Genomic DNA, 23,017 nt, shown 5'->3' on the forward strand with positions numbered 1-23,017 from the left:
CTAGCTTGCCGTACGGGCCTGAGCGGGTTCGGCAGCGTGGATCGCCGACATGATGGCGCGGCTGGCCGTTTCATACTTGTGGTCGTTTTCATGTTCGTGGACGATCCTGAAATCGTGCATGACGAGAATGCGGTCGGCGAGCGCCACCATTTCCGGCATATCGCTGGAGATCAGCAGGATCGCCATGCCCTTGTCGGCAAGGCCGTTGATCAGCTCATGGATATAGGCCTTGGCCTTGATGTCGATGCCGACGGTCGGCTCGTCGATGAAGAGGATATCGACATCGGCGGCGAGCCATTTGGCGAGCGAGACCTTCTGCTGGTTACCGCCCGAGAGGTTGCCGACGAGCTGTTCCAGGCTGGGTGTTCGGATTTCCAGCTGCCGGGCGAGCGGCGTAGCAGTCTTGCGCTCCTTGCCAGCGCCGATCAGCCCAAGGGTCGAGGCAATCCTGCCCCAGACGGTCATGGCGATATTCGAACGGATCGGATGGGCGAGAATGACGCCCTCGTGCTTCCTATCCTCGCTGACATAGCCCATGCGGAAGCGCTTGATCGCCTCCTCAACCGAGCGGATGCGGACGGGTTTGCCATCGATCACCACCGTTCCCGATGTCAGCTTGTCCTTGCCGATGACGGCACGGACAAGCTCGGTCCGGCCCGCACCGACAAGGCCGTAGAGGCCGAGGATTTCGCCGCGATGAACCGAGAAATTGACATTGTCATGGCCGACGGCGGTGGCGACATCACGCAGCTCGAGTTTCGCCACCCCTTCCTGCGGCTTGCGTGAGCGCGCGATGACCGGGCGTTCAGCGCGGCCGATCATCGCCTCGATCAGCGTCTGCCGGGTCATGCCGGTCATCGGCGCACCGCGTAGCGTGGTTTCGCCGTCGCGCAGGACCGTGACCCGATCGCAAAGGCTCAAGACTTCCTCCAGCTTGTGGCTGACGAAGAGGATCGCCGTTCCCTGATCGCGCAGCTGTCGCACGAGGCGAAAGAGGATTTCAGTCTCGGCATCGGTAATCGATGCGGTCGGCTCGTCGAGCAGAAGTACCTTGGCCTGATGGCTGAGCGCCTTGGCGATCTCCACCATCTGCATCTGGGCGACGCTGAGGCGTCGCACCTCCGTTGCCGGATCGACGTCGAGGCCGACCTTGCGCAGATGCATGCGCGCCTCTTCATTGGCTCGCCGGAAATCGACGAGGCCGTTGCGAACCGGCAAGCTCTCCAGAAGAATGTTTTCCGCCACCGAGAAGCGCGGAATGAGGTTGCGTTCCTGGTGCACCGCGGAAATGCCGAGCGCGATCGCGTCGCGCGGCGAGGCAAGCGACAGCGGCGTACCATCGAAAGTGACTGTCCCGCTGTCTGGCCGGTGGACGCCGGTGATGATCTTGATCAGCGTCGATTTGCCGGCGCCGTTTTCGCCCATCAGCGCGTGTATCTCGCCGCCATTGAGGGTCAGCGATGCATTGTTGAGCGCCCGCACGCCCGGGAACGATTTGCCGATCCGGTCCAGAATGAGTGCCATCTCAATCCTCCCCGACCCGGATCGCCCGGTAGCGATTGATCCAGACGGCGGCAAGGATCAGTGCACCGAGCAGGAAGGTGACCCAGTAGGGATCGACGGCGAGCAACACCATGGCATTCTGGATGAGCCCGACCAGAAGCACGGCAATGAACGTGCCGAGAATGGAGATGGAGCCGCCGGCAAGGCTGGCGCCGCCGATGATCGGTGCCGCAAAGGAAATGACCACCCAGTCCGCGCCGATCGTCGGCTGGGCAGAGCCGAGCTGGGCGACGGCCAGCGCACCGGCGGTCGCGGCCAGCAGGCCCGACACGACATGGGCCATGACGGTGGCGCGGGCAACGGAAATGCCCGAAAGTTCCGCCGCATGGGCATTGCCGCCGACCGCCAGCATGTAGCGGCCCTCGACCGTGCGGGCAAAGAAGATGACGAGCAGCACCGTCACTACCAGCGGCACGATGAGCAGGAGCGGAAAGGGTCCGAAACGGCCATTGCCGAAGGCGACGAAGGCAGGCGACAGATTGTAGAAGGGGATGGCCTTGGTGATCCCGAGATTGATGCCGGCAAAGGCCGATCCCGTCGCAAGTGTCACGATGAAGCCGTTAATGCCGGTCCTCACCGTCAGCCAGCCATTGATAAAGCCGGCAAGGCCGCCGAAGACGATGCCGATGCCGATGGCGACGATCGCCGGCAGGCCCCAGACATCCATCAGCCCGCCGGTAACAACGGCGACGAGCCCGCCGAGCGCGCCGACCGAAAGGTTCATCTGGCCGACGCCCAGCATCACCATCTGGCTGAAGGCGACGAGCAGCGAAACGCAGATGCTGCGCAGCATGACGAACCAGTTGAATTCGGTCATGAAGGCAGGCGAGGCGAAGGAAAGTGCAATACCGCCGGCAATGACGCCGACAAGGATACCGGACCATTGCGTGCGCGCTGCGAAGGAAAGCAACGTTTTCATGCGCGCCTCGTCTGTTCGCGGATGGCGAGTTTGGCGCGGTAGCGCTCGAAGAGGATGGCCGAGAGCAGGAAGACGCCAAGGAAGAGCTGCAGCCAGAAATTCCCGACCTGCAACACAAGCAGGCCGCTGCGGATGGTCGCAACCAGCAGCGCTCCGAGGATCGTGCCGATCACTGATACCATGCCGCCGGCAAGTGAGGTGCCGCCGATGACGGGGGCGAGGAAGGAGGGCAGCAGCCAGTCGTCACCGGCAACGGCGGGCATGGCGGCCGAAAGCCTTGATGTCAGCATCAATGCGGCGGCACCGGCAAGCACGCCCGAGAGGACATGCACGAAGATCGTGATCCGCCCGACCGGAATACCGGACATTTCCGCCGCGCGCGCATTGGCGCCGACGGCGAGGATCTGCCGGCCGAGAACCGTATGTTTGAAGAGAATGTAGAGCAGGGCACCGATCAGGAGGGCAACGATTGCGAGCGACGGAACCGGGCCGACGCCGCTACGCCCGAAGGCGCCGAAGGTTGCTGGCAGGCCGTTTAGTGGCACGCCCTTGGTGAAGATCAGCATGCCGCCGGAAAACAGGCTGGCGCTCGCAAGCGTCACGATGAAGCTGTTGACGCCGGTCTTGACGATCGCCAACCCATTCAACGCGCCGAGCAAACCGCCGAAGGCGAGCGTGAGCAAGATCGCGACAGGAATAGGCAGGCCGGCCGCCTGCATGAGATAGCCGGCAATCATGACGCAGCAGACGCCGATCGCACCGACGGAAAGGTTCATGCCGCCGGTCGCCAGCACCACCATCTGGGCGAAACCGACGACGACGTCGATCGCGACCGAGCGGCCCATGGAATTCAGGTTGAAACGCGACAGGAAGCCAGGCGCCAGGCTGGTGAAAACGAACCACAGGATCAGAAGGATGATCAGCAGGCCCAGCTGCGCGGGTCCTCTGGTCAGCAGTCCCAGCAGGCTGTGTCTGCCTGCATCGGGGACGGGACTATCATTGTCGATGGGTGCCATGCGCTCGGTCGACCGGTCTCGTGGAATAGGAATGGTCAGGCGCGGGGTGGATTGAACCCCGCGCCGCTCCTGTTACTTGCAGGAAAGGTAAGTGTCCTTGAAGCTTGCCTGCAGCTTCTTCGTCAGCGCCTTCAGATCGTCCTTGTAGCTGTCGACGTTCTTGGCAGAGATCAGCAGCGTCCCGGAATCGACGAAATGCGCTGTCTGCGGCGTGGCGATCCACGGGGCATCGGCCTTGACGCTGCAGCCGCCGGCCATCTGGTCCAGCGCATAGGCGCCGATATAGGCCTGACCATAGGGGTTCTGCGCCATGGTGCCGGCGACGAAGCCATCGCGGATTCCATCGAGGATGATCTTGTCGTCATCGATGCCGACGAGTTTGATCTTCTTGTCCCCGAGGTTCTTGAGCGCGGTCGCAGCCACGACCGAGGAAATGTAGCCTGTGGCGATCAGGCCGTTGATCTTGTCTTTCTGCGCGGCAAGCAGGGCATTGATCTTCTGGTCGCCCTGTTCCTGGCTGTCGGTATCGCCGACGGTCTGCAGCAGGGTCACGGCGCCATTCGTTTCGCCGACGGCCTTTTCGACCGCCTTGACACGCAGCGTCGTGTTCGGATCAACGAGCAGGCCAGCAAGATGGACGATCGTGCCCTTGCCGCCCATCGCCTCGATCAGTGCCTTGGTCCCAAGGTAGGCCGATTGCGAAACGTCGGTTGCCAGGCAAAGGCCGACATCGGTTGGATCCTGCGCGCAGCCGCCGAGCGCGACCGAGGGAATGCTGTTGCTCTTCATTTCCGACAATATGGCGTTGACGCCGACCGCGTCACCCGGAAACACGCCGAAGCCGTTTGTGCCTTGCGCCGCGAGGCTCTCCAGAAGCTCGGTCTGGGCCTCCAGCTTCCATTCGCTCGGCACTTTGTATTCGACCGCGGCAATGCCGAAATCCTTGGCGGCATCGGCGGCGGCCTGTTCCCAGGGCGCAAAATAAGGGTGCGGACCGCCGGGAACCAGGGCGATCTTGTTGTCCGAGGCGAAAGCGCCGAGCGGCGCAAGTGCCACAGAGCATGCAAGGCCTGCAGCAATGAAACTGCGAATTGTCATGACATCCTCCCGTTTGGGCAAGCCAGTCCTCTTCCAGCATTGCCATACCCAATCGCTAACATGATCGAATATCGCATGCAATATTCGATCATTGACTTTTTTGTCATCTTCCGGTTCCATCTCGGCAGGCAATCGGCGGGAGGAGTTGATGAAGCCGCAAGAAAACCAGGCCCCGGTCGATCGATCGAGACTTCTGCCGGAATATCGAACCCTACTGGAGGAGATCGACGCATTGGGCGGGCCGGCTCTGGAAACGCTTTCGCCCCAGGAAGCGCGTGCCGATTCCGAGGTTCGGCTGGCTCTTCTTTGGGGGGCAAAGGACGAGGTTGCGGGTATCGAGAGCCTCGAAATCCCAAACGGTGAAATGAAGCTGAAGGCAAGGCTCTACCGCAGGTCCGACACCAGGCGGACCATCCTCTTCTTCCATGGCGGCGGCTGGATGGTCGGCAGTATCGAAACCCATGACGGGCCGGTGCGAACGCTGTGCAATGCGGCGCGGGCCAACGTGCTTTCGATCGAATATCGCAAGGCGCCGGAGGCGCCGTTTCCGGCGGCATTGGAGGATGCCGAAGTGGCACTGCTGTGGCTTCGAGCAAAAGGAGAGGCACTCGGGCTTGATGCAGAGAGCCTGATCCTTGCAGGCGACAGCGCCGGCGCCAGCATCTGCGCATCCCTGGCAATCCGGGCGCGGGATCTCGAAATCCCGCTTGCCGGCCAGGTTCTGGTCTATCCAGCGACCGACCTCGCAGGCACGACGGCGAGCCGGGCTGAATTTTCGAACGGTTTTTCGCTGCAGCAGTCGACGATGATCTGGTTTGCGGAAAACTACCTGTCAGGAGGCACGCAGCCTTCCGACCCACGTGTTTCGCCGCAGCTTGCCGCCGACCTCTCGCACCTGGCGCCGACCCTGCTGATTACCGCCGACCATGATCCGCTACGGGACGAAGGTCGTGCTTATGCACAGCGTTTGATTGCCGCCGGAAATGACGTCTGTTACGAGGAGTGGCAGGGAACCATCCACGGTTTCTTCATCATGGATCGCGCAGGCAAGACCGCCCGCAAACTGATCGGGCACATCGGGGAATGGGCAGAGAGCCTCTGGAAGAGACATGACGATGCCGAGCGAGGTGGAGACTGAAGCCGCCGCTGCGGTTCGGTCGGAGCCTATCTACCTGACGATCTATCAGGTTCTTCGAGACCATCTGGAACGGCGCGTTCTGACGCCGGGCCTCGTTCTCGGCCAGGCGAATGTCGCGCGCGCCTTCAATGTCAGTCGTATTCCGGCCGGTATTGCACTGGGGCGACTCCTGGGGGACGGCCTTATCCACACCTTCGAAGGTCGCGGCTACATCGTACCGGGCGGCGAGCCACAGCGCGGCGACCTTTTTGCTGCGGGCCTCGACCTGCCTCGTTCACTGACGGTGCCGGTGGTCAATCGCCGTGAACAGATCTACCCGGAAGTCGAGCATGCCGTCGCCGTCTGCCTTGCCTATGGTCGCTTCCTGTTGAACGAGACCGCACTTGCCCAGCACTATGACGTCAGCCGCACCATCGCCCATGAGGTGCTGACACAGCTTGAGCGCAGCGGCGTCATCGAGCAGGACAGCAATAACCGGTGGTATGCCGGACCGCTCAGCGCCAAGGTTTTCCGCCACCATTACGACATGCGCCGTCTGCTGGAACCGGAAGCTTTGCGCCAGGCTTATCCCTTGCTCGCGAAGAAGGACCTGAAGGAACGCAGGCAGAGGCTTGTTACCCTCGGTCCCTATCCACAGGCGCCGGAAAAGCTGGAGCAGGCGGAAGCAGATCTGCATCTGGACTCGCTTGCGCCTTGCCCCAACACGGTACTTCTTTCCGCCGTGCGCCGAAGCCAGCGTGTTCTGATCGCCACCCACTCGACCTTCGCCAAGCTCCGCACCGAAGAAGAAATTTCGATGATGATTTCGGAGCATACACGTGTCTATGACGCGTTGCTCGCCAACGATATCGAGAAGGCGTGTTCAGCACTTTCCGATCATCTTCGCCGGGCGCTCGATCCCAACCTGAAGATCCTCCAGCACCTGCCCGCCATGCCTTCCGGCCTGACGCCGCCTTACCTGATCCAGGTCAAGGGAGAGCGCTGATCGTTTGCGCCATCATGGGCTCGGGGTGATCGGCGCGTAAGCTGCGCCATCGACCGTTGCCGGGCGCCCGGCAAGGCTCAATTCGGCAATACGCGGCGCCGAGCTGGCAATGATCTTGCCGCGACGAATGACGGTCAGCCGGTTCGCCTTCAGCCTGAGCGCTTCCACCGGATCGCGCGCCTGCAGGATGACGAGGTCGGCATTCCCACCCTTTTCCAGGCCGTAGCCTTCGAGGCCCATGGTTTTTGCCGAATTGACGGTCAACGCATCGAAGATCTTTTTCTTGTCCTCGATGCCGGCCATTTGTGCCACATGGATCGCCATATGGCCGACCTCCAGCATGTCGCCGGAGCCCATGGAATACCAGGGGTCCATCACACAGTCATGGCCGAAGGAGACATTGAGACCGGCTTCCATCAGTTCGCGCACCCGTGTCATGCCGCGCCGCCTCGGGTAGGTGTCGTGGCGTCCCTGCAGCATGATGTTGATCAGCGGATTGGGGATGACGTTGATCTGAGCCTCCGCCATCAGCGGAATGAGCTTGGACACGTAATAATTGTCCATCGAATGCATGGATGTCAGGTGCGAGCCGGCGACCCGGCCCTGCAGGCCGAAGCGCACCGTCTCGGCGGCAAGCGTCTCGATATGGCGCGACATCGGATCGTCGGTCTCGTCGCAATGCATGTCGACGGGCAGGCCACGATCGGCGGCGATGCGGCAGAGTGCTGCGACCGAGGCTGCGCCATCGGCCATGGTGCGCTCGAAATGCGGAATGCCACCAACGATATCGAGACCCATGTCGAGCGCGCGGTCCAGGGCGTCGACGCCGCCGGGCGAGCGATAGTAGCCATCCTGCGGGAAGGCGACGAGCTGCAGGTCGAGATACGGAGCGACCTTCTCGCGCACCTCGATCAGCGCCTCGGCGGTCACCAGCCTGGGATCGCTGGTATCGACATGGCTGCGGATGGCGAGAAGCCCCTGCGAGACAGCAAGATCGCAATAGCGAAGCGCCCGCTCCACCAGGGCTTCGCGGGTGAGGATCGGCCGCAGTTCCCCCCAGAGCGCGATGCCTTCGAGAAGCGTGCCGGAGCGGTTCATGCGCGGCAGGCCGAGCGAGAGCGTCGCGTCCATGTGGAAATGCGGATCGACGAAGGGTGGGCTGACGAGCCGGTCCGTCGCATCGATTTCCTCGCCGGCACTGGCCTCGATCCTCGCCGCCACCTCGACGATTTTCCCCTTCTCTATGGCGATGTCGATGCCGTTGCGGCCGTCGGGAAGATTTGCGTTTCTGATGATCAGGTCAAACATGGCGGCACCGGTCTGTTGTGGTTCTGAAGGATGGGATCACCGCTCGCCGCGGCGATAGGGCTGCATCAGCGCCTGCGGCACGCGGGCGCGTCGCGCCATCACGGCAAGCGCTGCGATCGACAGGAGATAGGGCGTCATCAGGAAAAGCTGATAGGGCACGACCCCGCCGAACACCGTCTGCAGCCGCAGCTGGAAGGCATCGAAGAAGGCAAAGAGCAGCGCGCCGAGCAGGGCCCGGCCGGGCCGCCACGAGGCGAAGACGACGAGCGCGATGGAAATCCAGCCGCGCCCCTGGACCATGGTCGGGAAGAAGCTGTTGAAGGCAGAGAGCGTCAGAAAGGCGCCGCCGACCGCCATCAAGGCGCTTCCGGCAATGATTGCACCATAACGGATCCGGATCGGATCTATGCCCTGCGCCTCGGCGGCATGCGGGTTTTCGCCGGTCATGCGGATCGTCAGGCCGAGCGGCGTTCGGAAGATCAGATAGCCCATCGCGAGTGCCAGGAAGATCGCCAGATAGGTCGGCGCCGTCTGTGCAAAAAGGGCCGAGCCAAGGAAGGGCAGGCCGGAGAGGACGGGAATATCGATCGGCTGGAAGGGCACGATCGTCGGCGGTGTGCCGGCAAGCGGCACGACCAGGCGGAAAATGAAATAACTGAGGCTGGAGGCAAAGAGCGTGATGCCGAGGCCCGTGACGTGCTGCGAGAGGCCGAGCGTGACGGTCAGAAGCGCGTGCAGCAGACCGAAGATCGCGCCGGCAAGGGCTGCGACCAGAAGGCCGGTCCAGAGATCGGCGCCATGAAAGACCGCGAGCCAGCCGATCATCGCCCCGAAGGTCATGATGCCTTCGATGCCGAGATTGAGCACGCCCGCTCGCTCGCAGAGCAGCGCGCCGAGCGTGCCGAAGATCAGCGGTGTCGCGATGCGCAGCACGGCCGCCCAGAGGCCTGCAGAGGAGACAATGTCGATCAGAGCCATCATCTGCGGATCCTGTATTGGGTGAAGAACAGGGCGATCAGCATGGTGAGCAGAGAGACGGCAACGGTCACGTCGGCAATATAGGTCGGTATGCCGAGCGCCCGGCTCATGCCGTCGGCGCCGACGAACATCGTGGCCGTGAAGAGGGCCGCCGCAATCACGCCGATCGGGTGCAGGTTGGCAAGCATGGCGACGATGATGCCGGAATAACCGAAGCCGGGCGAGAGATCGGTCGTTACATAACCCTTGACGCCCATCACCTCGATCGCACCGGCGAGACCCGCCAGACCGCCGGAAAGGCATGCGACTTTCACCAGCGTCATGCCAAGCGGAACGCCGGCAAAGACGGCGCCGGCAGGATTGAGGCCGGCGGCGCGCGAACGCAGACCGAAGACAGTGCGCGACTGGAGAAAATATACGGCAAATGCAATGACGATGGCGATGATGAAGCCGACATGCAGCCGCGAACGCGCCACCAGCTTCGGCAGCAGCGCATGATCGCTGACCGGCATGGATTGCGGCCAGCCGAAGGCGAGCGGATCCTTCAGGACGCCATCGATCAGCATGGAAACGAAGAGAAGGGCGACGAAATTCAACAGCAGGCTGGTGACCACCTCATCGACCGAAAAGCGTAGCCGCAGCCAGAGCGGCACAAGGATCAGCACCATGCCGGCAACGGCGCCCGCAACCAGCAAAGCAGGGATGAGAAGTGCCGCCGGCAGGCCTGCCAGGAGCTTGGAGCCGAGTGCCGCAACCGTGATGGCGCCAAGATAGAACTGGCCTTCGGCGCCGATATTCCAGAGCCGGGCGCGGAAGGCGACAGCTGCGGCAAGGCCGGTCAGCATCAGGGGCGTCGCTCGCGTCAGCGTCTCGGTCGCCGAAAGCCGCGTGCCGAAGGCGCCGGTCAGAATGCGCCAATAGGCTTCGAAGACAGGGGCGCCTGCGAGCGCAATCAGAATGCCGGCAATGGCGAGTGCGGCGATGACGGCACCGACAGGCGCTGCCACGACCAGGTAGAGCGGACGGTGGTCGCGACGTTCAAGACGCATGCTGGGCCTCGGACATCCATTCACCTGACATCATCAGGCCGAGTTTTCGGGGATCGGCACTTTGTGCGTCGATGGGGGGCGACAGACGCCCCTTGACGATCGCCTGGATGCGATCGGCAAGGCCGATCACCTCGTCCAGATCCTCCGATATCAGAAGCACGGCCGTGCCCTCCTTGCGTGCCTGCAATATCCGGGCATGGACGGCGGCGACCGCGCCCTCGTCGAGCCCGCGCGTCGGCTGTGCGGCAATCAGGATCTTCGGCCTGTCATGCAGGTTGCGTCCGAGGATCAGCTTCTGCATGTTGCCGCCAGAAAGAAGCCGCGTGCGTGTCGACGGTCCGCCGCCGCGAATATCGAACTCCGCGATGATCTCCTGGGCGAAGGCCATGCCGGCCTTGCGGTCGACCAGCCCATGGCGAGAGAAGCGCGGCGAGGCGATGCGCTCCAGCACGGCATTTTCCCAGACCACGAGTTCGCCGATCGCCCCTTCCTTATTGCGGTCCTCCGGAATGCGGCCGATGCCGGCATCGATGAGACTTTCGACACTGACGTCGGTGACCGGCTGCCCGAAGAGCATGATATCGCCGCGGCTCCAGCCCACCAGTCCGCTGACGAGATGGCTGAGTGTCGCCTGGCCATTCCCGGAGACGCCGATAATGCCGAGTGTCTCGCCGGCATGAAGCTGAAAGCTGATATCTCTCAGCCGCTCCTGGCCGCCGTCAGTGACGCTGACACCGACAGCCTCGAAAACGACCGCGCCTGGCGTGGACGCTTCGCGCACCGGGCGCGTCACCCGGCGGCCAACCATGAGTTCGGCGAGCTCCGCCTTGCTGGTCTCGCCGGTCCGCCGCTCGGCGACGACCTTTCCGCCGCGCAGCACGACGACGCGGTCGGCTGCACTGATCACCTCGTCAAGCTTGTGTGAAATGAAGATCAGCGACAGGCCCTGCCGGGCCATTTCCCGAAGCGTCTGGAAAAGGCGCTCCGCCTCGATATTGGTCAGCACCGCCGTCGGCTCGTCGAGGATGAGAATTCGGGCATCGTTATAGAGCGCCTTGAGGATTTCGACGCGCTGCTGCTCGCCGACCGAGAGGTCGCCAAGCCGGGCATCGGGGTTGACGCCGAGGCCGAAGCGGGCGGCAATGGCGAGAAGCCTGGCGCGGCCGGCCGTTCTCTCCGATTTGAAGGACCAGAGTTTTTCCGTCCCCGTCATGACGTTTTCGAGAACGGTCAGGTTGGGCGCCAGGGAGAAATGCTGGTGCACCATGCCGATGCCGGCGCGGATCGCCGCACGCGGCCGGCCGGCCGGCAATTCACTGCCTTCGATATGGATCGTTCCTGCATCCGGCACATAATGGCCGAAGAGGATGCTCATGAGCGTCGTCTTGCCGGCGCCGTTTTCGCCGAGCAGGGCGAGTACTTCGCCCTTGGCGAGGCTCAGCGAAATATCGTCATTGGCCTGGATCGCACCGAAACGCTTGCTGATACTGTCGAGCTGGAGCACGGGAGCTGATGTCATGAGGCAAGTCCCGCAATGGCATGGGGGTGGATCCAAGGTTGCTCTGCTTCCAGCCGTGAGGCAAGGGCAAGCAGCAGTGGTTCCCGGCCCATCGGAGCAAGCAATTGCACAGGCAGCGGCATTCCGTCCGCATCGCTTCCAAAAGGCAGTGTCAGCGCCGGAAAGCCGGAAATATTGGCAAGACAGGCAAGTGGCGCAAAGCGCGCCATGCGGTTCAGATGCAGGTCGGTATCCTGATGATCGGTCGGGAAGGAGCCGATCGGCAGAGGGGCTGTCGTAAGCATCGGCGTCAGTAGGCAATCGATATCGTCGAACAGGTGCCAGAGGTCATGGCTGACATGCGGCATGGTGCTGAGGCTCTGCCAGAGCGCAGTCGGCGCAAGTCTGGCCCCGCGCACCGCAAAGGCTGCCGTCAGAGGTTCGGCCTTCGAGAGGTCAAGATGGAAGCTATCAACGAGCCATGCCAGATTGATTGCGATGATGTCGGCGAAAATGACGGCACTCGCGATGACACTTGCTTCAAGCCGCTGCCAGTCCACGATGACGATCTCATGTCCGTCCCCCTCGAGGCTGCCGGCCGCGGCCTCTACGGCTTGCTGCCGTGCAGCCTCGGTCGGAAAGTCGCTGCCGGTATCCGTTAGCAGGCCGATGCGCAGGCGGGATTTTTCGCTCCTGTCGAGCGCCGGCTCCGGGTAAGGTCCGGCGGGTTTTCCAAGAAGCGCGTCGAAGATAGCACCGGCATCGCGGACCGAGCGGCAGACTGCCAGCTCGCTGGCGATACCGCCGAGATGATTGCCGAAGCCCGGACCGCCTGGAATGGCGCCGCGGCTGGGCTTCAGGCCGATTAGACCACAACAGGCGGCGGGCACGCGAATGGAACCACCGGCATCCGTTGCGTGGGCAATCGCCACGATCCCGGCAGCAACCGCAGCGGCAGCGCCACCGGAAGAGCCACCCGCCGTACGGGACGGATCGAGCGGATTGCGACAGACGGGTCCGCGCATGGGTTCGCTTGCGAGGGAGAGGCCGACTTCCGGGCTGGTGGTGAGACCGAAGAGGCTGAAACCGGCCTGCCGAAAACGATCTGCCAGATCGGAATCGGCAGACGGATCGAGCATACCGTCGAAGAGATGCGAGCCGGCACGAACCGGAAGACCCTTGAACGGGCCGCCGAGATCCTTGGCAAGCGTTGGCACGCCGGCAAACGGCCGGACGGAGAATATGGCGGGATTGTCCCGATATTCGCGATCAAGCGCGGCGGCATTCGCGAGACCCAGATCTTCATCGAGATGACAGATTGCGCCCAGCGCATCCTTCGCCCTGGCGGCGGAAATCGCAGCCTTCATCGCTTCGGTGCAATCAAATGCACCGGTCCCGATCCGGGCGGCGAGCGCAATCGCGTCGCCGCCCGGTATAGAGCCCTTGCTTTTCTCAATCCCGTTCATGCAGCTGCCGGCTTACTTCGGCTCCTCGGGCATGATCGGAACCTCAAAGGCGCCGGACTTGATGGCGGCGCGCTTGGCCTCCATCGCCGCTTCGGCGTCGGCCGGTGCGACACCCTTGACGTAGACGATATCGCTGCCGCCTTCCTTCATCAGGCCAAAGCGGGTGTAGTTGTTGCCGGTCGGCTTGCCAGCCTTCACATCGGCGATCGCGGCATTGAGGATCGGGCGGAAGCCCCAGATGGCATTGGCAAAGACGGTGTCGGGGTAACGCGGCGTATAGTCGATCAGCGAACCGACCGACTTGATGCCGCGCTCCTTGGCAGCGTCTGCCGTGCCAATGCGCTCGCCGAACAGGATGTCGGCGCCGGCATCGATCTGGGCAAGGCCGGCCTCGCGCGCCTTCGGCGGATCGAAGAAGGTGCCGATGAAGGCGACGAGGTGCTTGGCATCCGGGCGGACTTCCTTCACGCCGGCAGCAAAGGCATTCATCAGCATGTTGACTTCCGGGATCGGCAGCGCGCCGACCGAGCCGACAATGCCCGACTTCGTCATCTTGCCCGCGAGCATGCCGGCAAGATAGGCGCCGTCATGGTTCCAGGTGCCGAAGACGCCGAAATTGTCGCCCGACGGCTCGCCGCTGGAGCCCAGCATGAAAGCGGTCTTCGGATAGTCGGCGGCAACTTGGCGGGCTTCGCGCTCGACGGCATAGGCCTCGCCGACGATGAGGGCGTTGCCCTGCTCGGCATATTCGCGCATGGCACGCGGATAGTCGGTGCCCGAAACGCCTTCGGAGAAGACGTATTCGATCACGCCTTCCGAAGCGGCGTCCTGAAGGGCCTTGTGCAGGCAGGAGTTCCAGGCATTTTCTACAGGCGAGGCGTGAATGCCTGCAACCTTCAGTTTTTCCTGCGCCCAGAGCTTGGGTGCAAAGGCGGTTGCACCGAGTGCCATGCCGGAGGCAAGCACCGTGCGGCGAGACATAATGATCTGATTTTTCATGAGTTCCCCTCTTTTTTACCAGATGGATAAAACTCTATGGATCGCCCAAAATTGTGTCAAGTAATGCTGCTGCGCAAAAACTAGACAATAGCTGTGAGCGACTGCACTCTGAGGCCACGGAGAGGGAGAGGGGCCGCTCCTATTGGTGCTGCATGACGCTCAAACCGCCATCGATCGTCAGGCAGGTGGCGTTCATGAAGGTGCACTCATCCGAGATCATGAAAACCGCCGCCATGGCGATTTCCTTCGGCGTGGCGATGCGACCGCCCGGATGCAGTTTCATAGTCTCAGCCTTTGCCTTTTCGGGATCGGCAAAGCCGTTCCAGTAATCGATGACCTTCTGGGTCGAGACGTAGCCGGGCGCGATCGCGTTCACACGCACGTTTTGAGGCGCATATTCGATGCCGAGGGACTTGGTCATGCCGAGAAGCGCATGTTTGGCGAGAGGGTAGGGGAAGGTGTGGGGAATGATGGTGAAGGCGTGGGTCGAGGCGATATTGAGGATCACGCCACCACCTTCTGCGATCATCTGCGGCAGCACTGAGCGGCAGCAGTGCCAGGCACCCTTGAGATTGATGTCGAAGCATCGCTGCCACTCTTCGTCTGTCGTCTGCAATGGTTCGGCAAAGACATTGACGCCGGCATTGTTGACGAGGGCATTGATGCTGCCGATCTCGCTTGCCGCTTTTACAACGGCCGCCTTGATCGCATCGCCATCAGTGATATCGGCTGCCTGGTAACCGAGCACGGCCCCCTTTGCAGCAAGGGCGGCAGCGGTTTCCTCGAGCAGCTTTTCATCGCGGTCGACGAGGAAGAGTCGGGCATCCTCTGCTGCGAATGCCTCGGCGATCGCCTGTCCAATCCCCTGGGCGGCACCCGTGATGAAGACCCGTTTTCCGGAAAGGCGGTTTGGCATCGTCTGTTTCCTCCTTGTGCGCGTGATAATCAGCCGATTTCCTGTGGCTGCAGACGGATCGAGCCCGCGAGGCTTTCGCCTGGCCGCAGGACGGTGAGGTCGCCGAGACCAGGAAGATTGTGCCCGTTGGCGAGATGCGACATCGGCTCGAAGCAGAAATAGTCCCTGCGAAATCCCGGGTCGAAACGCTCGTCCGACAGGAAGAGAACGGCGTGGCGGAAGATCGGGTCGGCCGTCAGTTCGAGTACTGTTTTCGTCTCGGGCCAGGTGATGCGTGCCGTACCGTTCCAGCCCCCGAATCCATTGTTGATCCAGCGCTGCGGCAGCACGGCTGCCCGCGAGAAATCGAGATCCGCGGGAATTTCGGCGGGCTCGCCCGGCAGCCAGCCCTCCGCTTCGGTCCAGAAGCGATCGGCCTTTGCCAGAAGCGTCGTGCGCTCGGTCAGGGGAAAGAAGGGATGCCAGCCAAGCCCGAAAGGCAAGGCTTCGTCACCGGTATTTTCCACCCGCATGGTGAGTTCCAGCCCGTCTGCCGTCAGTGCGAAGCTCTGCTCTGCCTGGTAGCTATAGGGCGTGCCGTCGGCTCGATGACGAAAAGCGATCCGCGCGTTGCTGCCATCCCTGGAAAGAAGGTCCCATTCCGCCAGCCAGCCATCGCCATGCAGGTAATGCGGATCCCAGTCCCTGTTCGGCCGCAGGCTGTAGTCCCGCCCCTTGAAGGTGAAGCGGTTGCCTCTCACGCGATTGCCAAAGGGCACGAGCGGATAGCAGGCAGAGGAAAGTGCATCGGCACTATCGGCCGCCGGCCGCAGAAGCGGGATTGTCAGGCCGTCCCGCAGCCAGGAATAATGAAGGAGCAGGCCGCCTGTCGTGGAAATGCGGGCCGAAAGCGCGCCGCCCTGCAAATCGATGATGGCCATGAAGCGACGTCTTCTCCGCGAGATCGAGGCTGATCCGGACTGTGGCGGCACCCTATTATCGGTCACTCGAATGTCAATATATATAGGATTTATTTTCGGGCTCAGAGATGGTCAAGAGCCTGTTTCCCGCCAATTTATCGATCAACGGCGCCGCGTCGGAGACTTCAACTGCCTTTTCACCCGCGAAATCGCAGAAATAATCATACACAAATATTGACTGGTATGATGTTTGTTCCTATTCAGTAGTCGCTGCCGAGTGAGCGGCAGATCGAGATTTAGGGAGAGAGATTATGCGCTTCTTCAAAGCAGCCGTCCTCGCTGGCGCCTTTGCCGTTCTGGCCGCCGGCTCCGTATTGGCGGAGGATGTCAAGATCGGGTTCATCGTAAAGCAGCCGGAAGAGCCCTGGTTCCAGGACGAATGGAAGTTCGCTGACCAGGCCGCCAAGGAAAAGGGTTTCACCGTCGTCAAGATCGGCGCCGAAGATGGCGAGAAGGTCCAGTCGGCGATCGACAACCTCGGTGCGCAGGGCGCCCAGGGCTTCATTATCTGCACGCCTGACGTCAAGCTCGGCCCCGGCATCGTTGCCAAGGCTGCCGCCAACCAGCTCAAGCTGATGACCGTCGACGACCGTCTGGTCGGCGCCGACGGCAAGCCGCTGGAAGACGTGCCGCACATGGGCATTTCCGCTACCAAGATCGGCGAAGGCGTGGGCCAGGCGATCGTCGATGAAATGAAGAAGCGCGGCTGGGACATGAAGAATGTCGGCGCGATCCGCGTTTCCTACGATCAGCTGCCGACCGCCGTCGACCGCGTCGAAGGCGCGATCTCGGTTCTGAAGGCTGCCGGCTTCCCGGCCGAAAACATCTACGACGCGCCGCAGGCAAAGACGGATACGGAAGCAGCGCTCAATGCCGCGACTACCGTTCTCAACAAGCATGCCGACGTGAAGTACTGGATCGCCTTCGGTCTCAACGATGAAGCCGTTCTCGGCGCCGTGCGCGCATCGGAATCGGTCGGCATTCCCGCCGACAACATGATCGGCGTCGGCATCGGCGGTGCGGAATCGGCGATCAACGAGTTCAAGAAGCCGTCCGCAACCGGCTTCTTCGGCACGGTCATCATCTCGCCGAAGCGTCACGGCTATGAAACCGCACTCAACATGTATGACTGGATCGCCAACGGCAAGGAGCCGGAAAAGGTCACGCTGACCTCGGGTTCCCTCGCTCTGCGTGGCGACTACGAAAAGGTTCGCAAGGACCTCGGCATCGAATAATCATCCTCCGACGATGATTTCATCCCGGCGGCGCTATCCGCCGCCGGGCCTATTCTCGACGGAGCGATGATGGCCTTCCTCGAATTCAATTCCATTTCCAAGGGCTATCCGGGCGTCCAGGCTCTGTCCAACGTCTCCTTCGGTGTCGAAAAGGGCGCCGTGCACGGGCTGATGGGCGAAAACGGTGCCGGAAAATCCACTCTGATCCGCGTGCTCTCCGGCGACCAGTCGGCTGATGAAGGCAGCATTCTCATCGATGGCGTCGAGCAGAAATACAGCTCCGTCCGCGATGCCTTCCATGCCGGCGTCATCGTCATCCATCAGGAGCTGCAGCTCGTTCCAGAACTGACGGTTGCCGAAAACCTCTGGCTCGGCCGTTTTCCCGGCAAGGCTGGTGTCATCAACGGCAAGACACTGATCGAGACGGTGCGCGCCAGGCTCGACGAGATCGGCATCGATGTCGACCCTTCCGCAAAAGTGTCGTCTCTTTCGATCGGCGCCCGCCAGATGGTCGAGATTGCCAAGGCCGTGATGCTCGATGCGCGGGTGATCGCGCTCGACGAGCCGACCTCGTCGCTCTCCTCGCGCGAAAGCGAAATTCTCTTCACGTTGATCGGCAAGCTCAAGGCCAAGGGCACGGTCATCCTTTACGTCTCCCATCGCCTGGACGAGATCTTCCGTCTCTGCGACAGCCTGACGGTGTTGCGCGACGGCAAGCTCGCCGCCCATCATCCCAAGGTCGCCGAGACGACGCGCGAGCAGATCATTGCCGAAATGGTCGGGCGCGAGATCAGCAACATCTGGGGCTGGCGCGCGCGGCCGCTTGGCGAAGTGCGCCTCGAGGTCAAGGCCCTCTCGGGCTCCAAGCTTCGCACACCCATCAGCTTCTCCGTCCGCAAGGGCGAAATTCTCGGCTTCTTCGGCCTGATCGGTGCGGGTCGAAGCGAGATGGCGCGGCTACTCTATGGTGCCGACCATCGCCATCAAGGCAGCGTCACAATCGACGGCGTGGCCGTTTCCGCCAACAACCCGAAGGCGGCGATCAGCGCTGGCATGGTGCTCTGCCCCGAGGATCGCAAATTCGACGGCATCATTCAGGGCCGGTCGATCGAGGAAAATATCGCGATCTCCTCGCGTCGCCATTTCTCGCCCTTCGGTGTCTTGAACCCGAAGAAGGAGGCCTCGGTCGCCGAGCAGTTCATTGCCAAGCTTCGGGTGCGCACACCCTCGCGCAAGCAGGACATCATCAATCTCTCCGGCGGCAACCAGCAGAAGGTCATCCTCGGCCGCTGGCTCTCCGAACAGGGCGTCAAGGTGCTCGTTATCGACGAGCCTACGCGCGGCATCGATGTCGGCGCAAAGTCGGAAATCTACGAAATCCTCTACGAACTCGCCGCCGGCGGCATGGCGATCGTCGTCATCTCCAGCGAGTTGCCCGAGGTCATGGGCATTTCCGATCGCATCATGGTCATGTGCCAGGGCCGCGTTGCCGCCAATGTGGCGCGCGCCGATTTCGACGAACGCAGCATTCTGACCGCGGCGCTGCCCGACAAGAATGCCGCCGGCACAATCTAATTTCAGGAAGAGCAGTCATGAACGCGTTGAAAAAAATATTTCTCGGCGAACAGGGTCTGGTGGTGATCTTCGCGATCGCCTTCGTAATCGTCTCGCTGACCGTGCCGAGCTTCCTGACCGAACGCAATATGCTGGGCCTCCTGCAGTCCGTGGTGACGATCGGCATCGTCGCCTGCACCATGATGTTCTGCCTTGCCTCGCGCGACTTCGACCTCTCGGTCGGCTCCACTGTTGCCTTTTCCGGCATGATCGCCGTGATGGTGTCGAACTCGACCGGCTCCATTCCGCTTGGCCTGCTGGCAGCCCTGATCTGCGGCAGCATCGTCGGCGTCGTCAATGGCGTGGTCATTGCCCGCTTCCGCATCAACGCGCTGATCACCACGCTCGCCACCATGCAGATCGTCCGCGGCCTCGCGCTGATCGCGTCCGACGGGCGCGCCGTCGGCATCAACGATCCGGCCTTCTACCAGCTGGCGCTGTCGCGTTTCCTGACGGTGCCGACGCCGATCTGGATCATGATCCTGCTCTTCATCGTCTTCGGCTTCGTGCTGAACCGCACCGTCTTCGGCAAGAACACGCTGGCGATTGGCGGCAATCCGGAAGCTTCGCGCCTTGCCGGCGTCAATGTCGTCAATATGCGTATCTGGATCTTCGCGCTGCAGGGTCTCGTCTGCGCCATCGCCGGCATCCTGCTCGCATCGCGCATCACCTCCGGCCAGCCGAATGCGGCCACCGGGCTTGAGCTTTCCGTCATCTCGGCCTGCGTGCTCGGCGGCGTGTCGCTTGCCGGCGGACGGGCGGCGATGACCGGCGTGATCGTCGGCGTGCTGATCATGGGCATTGCCGAAAACGTCATGAACCTGCTCAACATTCAGGCCTTCTATCAATATGTGGTACGCGGTCTTATTCTGCTGATCGCTGTCCTGCTCGACAATATGCGCTCGTCGGCTGCCGGGCGCGGCAGCCGTGCGTGATGATCGGATTTCTTGGGAGAAGCCTGCTGAGCCTGAGGTTGTCCATTGATGAGAAAGCATGACGCTGCTCATGGTGACAACAAGACCAGCGGTATGGGGGACGTTATGAGCACGCGATCGGGACTTCTGCGAACGGGAAGTGCGGTGGCCAAACCCGAACAGGGACGCCGCACGGTGCGCGAGGAGCTTTTGAAGAAGCTCATCGGCCAGATCGTGTCGGGCGATATTGCCGAAGGATCGTTGTTGCCGAATGAAGCCGAGCTCTCCGAGGTCTATGGTGTCAGCCGCACCAGCCTGCGCGAGGCCATGCAATATCTCTCGGCGCTCGGCATGGTGCGCTCGCGCACCCGTGCCGGCACCAGCGTGCTGCCGCGCGAGAACTGGAACTATCTCGATCCGCTGGTCCTCGATGCGACACTCGAATTCAGCGATGACCGCGGTTTCTACGATTCCCTGCTCGACGCTCGCCAGTTGCTGGAGCCCGCGGCTGCCGCACAGGCGGCTGCGAACGCCACAGCCAAGCAGCTCGCCCAGATCGCCGCAGCCTTCGAGGACATGGTGGCGGCCAACGCCCGCGATAATGAGGCCTGGAGCCAGGCCGACCTCGAATTTCATACCGCCATCATCAATGCGAGCGGCAACTGGGTCTTCCGCCAGTTCGCCACCGCCATCCGCGCCGCTCTGCTTGCAAGCTTCCGCCTGACGAACCGGGCAAGCCAGAGCCACGACTACGCCATCGCCCGGCACCAGGACGTGCTCGATGCGATCCGCATGCGCCGGCCAGATGCGGCGCGCTTTGCGATGGAGCAATTGATCGGCACGGCCCGCATGGAGTTGAGCGACGCTCTTCGCGTCAGCAAGCCGGGCAAGCAGGAGTAGGTGCTGACACCTCAGTCCGGCAAAGGAACATTCAAAATTCCGTCTGCCGACAGAAAGTATATAGTGTTTGAAGTCGCCTGACGGATTCGCTAGTAGACGGGTATAAACTCGGCTGCTTGAAAGGAAAACCGAAGCGTGGACGAGATCGAAAAACTGCAAACGCACCGGCGCGGCTCCGGCGTATCGACGGTTTACGAGACGCTTCGAAACGAGATCATCGAGTTGAAGCTGCCGCCGGGCAGCCCGATCGACGAACAGCAGTTGTCCGATCGGTTTGCGCTATCGCGAACGCCGATCCGCGAGGCACTCGTACGGCTTGCCGCCGAAGGTCTGATCACGACGCTCACCAACCGCGCGACGATTGTCTCGAACATCGATTTTCTCGGCTTGCCGGAATTTTTCGATGCGCTGACGCTGATGTATCGCGTGACGACGCGGCTTGCAGCCGCCAACCACTCCGAAGGTGATATCGCCGTCATCCGCGTTCAACAGAAGGCCTTCGAGATTGCGGTCACTGACCGCGATGTCCTCGGCATGATTTCGACCAATCGCGACTTCCATATCGCGATCGCGCAGGCCGGCCGCAACCGCTATTACGTCGAACTCTTCACCCGGCTGCTGGACGAAGGACGTCGCATTCTCAGGCTCTACTATTCTTCCTTCAACGATGTCCTGCCGCGCCAGTATGTCGGCGAGCACGAGGAGATGATCCAGGCGATCATCAAGCGCGACCTGACGCTCGCCGATAGTCTCGCATCTGCCCATGCCGACCAGATCGTCCGGCAGATTCGCTCCTACATTACCGCCGATTCCCGTCACAACGCCGGCCTGGCGCTCTAGCCGCTCCTTTCCGATTATTTCCCCGCCGCCGGAACCGACCCAGGTCATGGTTATGAAAATTCTTGCTTGTATTTTTCTTGTCGACAAGAAGTCGGCAAACTGTTAAATCCGTTCTCAACCCCGCCGTTGGGGAGTTTCCAGAGAACGAGAGATTGACGATGACTGGTTCCGTATTCCAAGGCTGCATCCCGGCGCTGATGACGCCCTGCAAGGATGACCGTACTCCTGACTTCGGCGCGCTCGCCCGCAAGGGCAAGGAATTGATCGACCTCGGCATGTCTGCCGTCGTCTATTGCGGCTCGATGGGCGACTGGCCGCTGCTGACGGACGAACAACGCCAGGAGGGCGTCAAGCGCCTCGTCGAGGCGGGCGTTCCCGTCATTGTCGGCACCGGTGCCGTCAATACCAAGTCTGCCGCAGCCCATGCCGCCCATGCCGCGGCGGTCGGTGCCAAGGGACTGATGGTCATTCCGCGCGTCCTGTCGCGTGGCTCGTCCGTTTCGGCCCAGCGGGATCATTTTTCGGCGATCCTTGAGGCTGCGAAGGGCCTTCCGGCAGTCATCTACAATAGCCCCTATTACGGCTTTGCAACGCGCGCCGATCTGTTTTTCGATCTGCGCTCGCGCTTCTCGAACCTCGTCGGTTTCAAGGAGTTCGGCGGCAAAAGCGACATGACATATGCGGCCGAAAACATCACGTCGGGCGATGATGCGCTGACGCTGATGGTCGGTGTCGATACCGGCGTCTATCATGGTTTCGTCAATTGCGGCGCAGGCGGCGCCATCACCGGCATCGGCAACGCGCTGCCGAAGGAAGTCCTGCACCTCGTTTCGCTTTGCGAGAAGGCCGCCAAGGGTGACGCAGTGGCTCGCAGCGCCGCCCGCGAGCTCGAAGAGGCGCTGACGGTTCTGTCGACCTATGACGAAGGTCCGGATCTCGTGCTGCACTACAAGTATCTGATGGTGCTGAATGGCGAGAAGGAATACACGCTGCACTTCAACGAGACCGACAAGCTGAGCAACTCGCAGCGCCGTCATCTCGAAAACCAGTATCGCCTGTTCAAGAGCTGGTACGCCGCACGTTATCCGAACGCCGCCTGAGCCTGCCGGGAGTGCCGGAGGCCTCGCAGCTTCCTGCGAGGCCAAAACGGGCGTCGCCCCATCAGGTGGGCGTCGCACCGCCGGCAAATGAATTGACCTTGGTCAGGCCGCTTGATGCCGGTCAGTTTGCCACATCGCTGGCGGCCAGGGAGTGGACCAGCATCGTCAGATTGCGTCGGATCTTCACATCGGAGATCCGTCCGATTTCTTCCACGAGATGGGCTGCCTCGTCCTCGACGCCAGCACCCGCCTCCGTTTCGACGCCGTTGACGAACCAGCCGGCATCCACCTTCATGAAGTCGCATAGCCGCAACATGACCGCGACAGACAGTCGGTTTGTACCGTTCTCGTATTTCTGGATCTGCTGAAACGCGACGCCGATATGCGCGGCGAGTTCGCTCTGCGTGACGCCGCGAGCGGCGCGCACCGAGCGTAATCTTTGGCCGATCGCCAAATTCAGTTCCTGATCTTTCATACCTGTCCTTGAGAATACTTCCGTCGACTGCAGGTTTTTCGGGCTCT

Annotated in this window: 21 protein-coding genes; 8 read left to right on the forward strand and 13 right to left on the reverse strand. The window is 62.0% G+C overall.

Annotation, left to right across the window (positions count from 1 at the left end; genetic code table 11):
• From FHT93_RS32000 to FHT93_RS32015, 4 genes are all read right to left on the reverse strand, one after another.
• On the reverse strand, positions 1-1,524 hold the full coding sequence (locus FHT93_RS32000) for a sugar ABC transporter ATP-binding protein (protein WP_183851149.1): 1,524 nt from the start codon (positions 1,522-1,524) through the stop codon (positions 1-3).
• A gap of 1 nt (position 1,525) precedes the next feature.
• Positions 1,526-2,482, reverse strand: coding sequence for an ABC transporter permease (locus FHT93_RS32005; RefSeq protein WP_183851150.1), 957 nt, complete (start codon positions 2,480-2,482; stop codon positions 1,526-1,528).
• On the reverse strand, positions 2,479-3,498 hold the full coding sequence (locus FHT93_RS32010; protein WP_183851151.1) for an ABC transporter permease: 1,020 nt from the start codon (positions 3,496-3,498) through the stop codon (positions 2,479-2,481). Before FHT93_RS32010 ends, FHT93_RS32005 begins: the two co-directional genes overlap by 4 nt.
• Before the next feature lie 72 nt (positions 3,499-3,570).
• Positions 3,571-4,596 carry a sugar ABC transporter substrate-binding protein gene (locus tag FHT93_RS32015; protein ID WP_112542048.1) on the reverse strand — a complete coding sequence of 342 codons (1,026 nt, stop codon included), beginning with the start codon at positions 4,594-4,596 and terminating at the stop codon, positions 3,571-3,573.
• 148 nt (positions 4,597-4,744) lie between these two features.
• Here FHT93_RS32015 and FHT93_RS32020 point away from each other — a divergent pair, with 148 nt between their 5' ends.
• Together FHT93_RS32020 and FHT93_RS32025 are read left to right on the forward strand one after the other, a co-directional pair.
• On the forward strand, positions 4,745-5,734 hold the full coding sequence (locus FHT93_RS32020; RefSeq protein WP_183851152.1) for an alpha/beta hydrolase: 990 nt from the start codon (positions 4,745-4,747) through the stop codon (positions 5,732-5,734).
• Positions 5,706-6,719 carry a GntR family transcriptional regulator gene (locus FHT93_RS32025; protein WP_183851153.1) on the forward strand — a complete coding sequence of 338 codons (1,014 nt, stop codon included), beginning with the start codon at positions 5,706-5,708 and terminating at the stop codon, positions 6,717-6,719. The genes FHT93_RS32020 and FHT93_RS32025 overlap by 29 nt, the downstream gene beginning before the upstream one ends.
• Positions 6,720-6,731: 12 nt before the next feature.
• Here the strand turns inward: FHT93_RS32025 and FHT93_RS32030 are convergent, their stop codons facing one another.
• From FHT93_RS32030 to FHT93_RS32065, 8 genes are all read right to left on the reverse strand, one after another.
• Positions 6,732-8,027, reverse strand: coding sequence for an amidohydrolase family protein (locus FHT93_RS32030; protein WP_113013801.1), 1,296 nt, complete (start codon positions 8,025-8,027; stop codon positions 6,732-6,734).
• Between the two features lie 36 nt (positions 8,028-8,063).
• Positions 8,064-9,008: an ABC transporter permease gene (locus FHT93_RS32035; protein WP_183851154.1), complete on the reverse strand. Its 945-nt coding sequence runs from the start codon at positions 9,006-9,008 to the stop codon at positions 8,064-8,066.
• Positions 9,005-10,054: an ABC transporter permease gene (locus tag FHT93_RS32040; protein WP_113148018.1), complete on the reverse strand. Its 1,050-nt coding sequence runs from the start codon at positions 10,052-10,054 to the stop codon at positions 9,005-9,007. The genes FHT93_RS32035 and FHT93_RS32040 overlap by 4 nt, the downstream gene beginning before the upstream one ends.
• Positions 10,044-11,573 (reverse strand): ABC transporter ATP-binding protein, encoded by a 1,530-nt coding sequence (locus tag FHT93_RS32045; RefSeq protein WP_183851155.1) that lies wholly within the window; start codon positions 11,571-11,573, stop codon positions 10,044-10,046. Before FHT93_RS32045 ends, FHT93_RS32040 begins: the two co-directional genes overlap by 11 nt.
• Positions 11,570-13,018: an amidase gene (locus FHT93_RS32050; RefSeq protein ID WP_183851156.1), complete on the reverse strand. Its 1,449-nt coding sequence runs from the start codon at positions 13,016-13,018 to the stop codon at positions 11,570-11,572. Before FHT93_RS32050 ends, FHT93_RS32045 begins: the two co-directional genes overlap by 4 nt.
• A gap of 12 nt (positions 13,019-13,030) precedes the next feature.
• Positions 13,031-14,017 (reverse strand): BMP family protein, encoded by a 987-nt coding sequence (locus tag FHT93_RS32055; RefSeq protein ID WP_113115528.1) that lies wholly within the window; start codon positions 14,015-14,017, stop codon positions 13,031-13,033.
• A 139-nt stretch (positions 14,018-14,156) separates the two neighbouring features.
• Positions 14,157-14,933, reverse strand: a complete 777-nt coding sequence (locus FHT93_RS32060) for an SDR family oxidoreductase (protein ID WP_113013797.1) — start codon at positions 14,931-14,933, stop codon at positions 14,157-14,159.
• 29 nt (positions 14,934-14,962) lie between these two features.
• Entirely contained in the window at positions 14,963-15,853 is an 891-nt protein-coding gene (locus FHT93_RS32065) for an aldose 1-epimerase (RefSeq protein ID WP_183851157.1), read from the reverse strand.
• Between the two features lie 290 nt (positions 15,854-16,143).
• Between FHT93_RS32065 and FHT93_RS32070 the strand changes: the two genes are divergently transcribed.
• The 6 genes from FHT93_RS32070 to FHT93_RS32095 all read left to right on the forward strand — a co-directional run bounded on the left by FHT93_RS32070 (position 16,144) and on the right by FHT93_RS32095 (position 22,495).
• Complete coding sequence (locus FHT93_RS32070; RefSeq protein ID WP_018115414.1) at positions 16,144-17,127, forward strand: arabinose ABC transporter substrate-binding protein; 984 nt, start codon at positions 16,144-16,146, stop codon at positions 17,125-17,127.
• A 69-nt stretch (positions 17,128-17,196) separates the two neighbouring features.
• Positions 17,197-18,702: an L-arabinose ABC transporter ATP-binding protein AraG gene (araG, locus tag FHT93_RS32075; protein ID WP_183851158.1), complete on the forward strand. Its 1,506-nt coding sequence runs from the start codon at positions 17,197-17,199 to the stop codon at positions 18,700-18,702.
• A gap of 17 nt (positions 18,703-18,719) precedes the next feature.
• Complete coding sequence (gene araH / locus FHT93_RS32080) at positions 18,720-19,676, forward strand: L-arabinose ABC transporter permease AraH (RefSeq protein WP_183851159.1); 957 nt, start codon at positions 18,720-18,722, stop codon at positions 19,674-19,676.
• Positions 19,677-19,820: 144 nt separating this feature from the next.
• The gene (locus tag FHT93_RS32085) at positions 19,821-20,555 is read left to right on the forward strand and encodes an FCD domain-containing protein (protein ID WP_018115411.1); all 735 of its coding nucleotides are present in this window, start codon (positions 19,821-19,823) and stop codon (positions 20,553-20,555) included.
• Positions 20,556-20,690: 135 nt separating this feature from the next.
• A complete protein-coding gene (locus tag FHT93_RS32090) occupies positions 20,691-21,395 on the forward strand; it encodes a GntR family transcriptional regulator (RefSeq protein ID WP_018115410.1) in 705 nt (234 codons plus the stop codon).
• A gap of 158 nt (positions 21,396-21,553) precedes the next feature.
• Positions 21,554-22,495, forward strand: a complete 942-nt coding sequence (locus FHT93_RS32095; RefSeq protein ID WP_113013793.1) for a dihydrodipicolinate synthase family protein — start codon at positions 21,554-21,556, stop codon at positions 22,493-22,495.
• 121 nt (positions 22,496-22,616) lie between these two features.
• Here FHT93_RS32095 and FHT93_RS32100 read toward each other — a convergent pair whose 3' ends face one another.
• The gene (locus tag FHT93_RS32100) at positions 22,617-22,970 is read right to left on the reverse strand and encodes a helix-turn-helix transcriptional regulator (protein ID WP_018115408.1); all 354 of its coding nucleotides are present in this window, start codon (positions 22,968-22,970) and stop codon (positions 22,617-22,619) included.
• Between the last annotated feature and the right edge of the window lie 47 nt (positions 22,971-23,017).

Source organism: Rhizobium sp. BK379 (assembly GCF_014193955.1).
Lineage (GTDB): Bacteria > Pseudomonadota > Alphaproteobacteria > Rhizobiales > Rhizobiaceae > Rhizobium.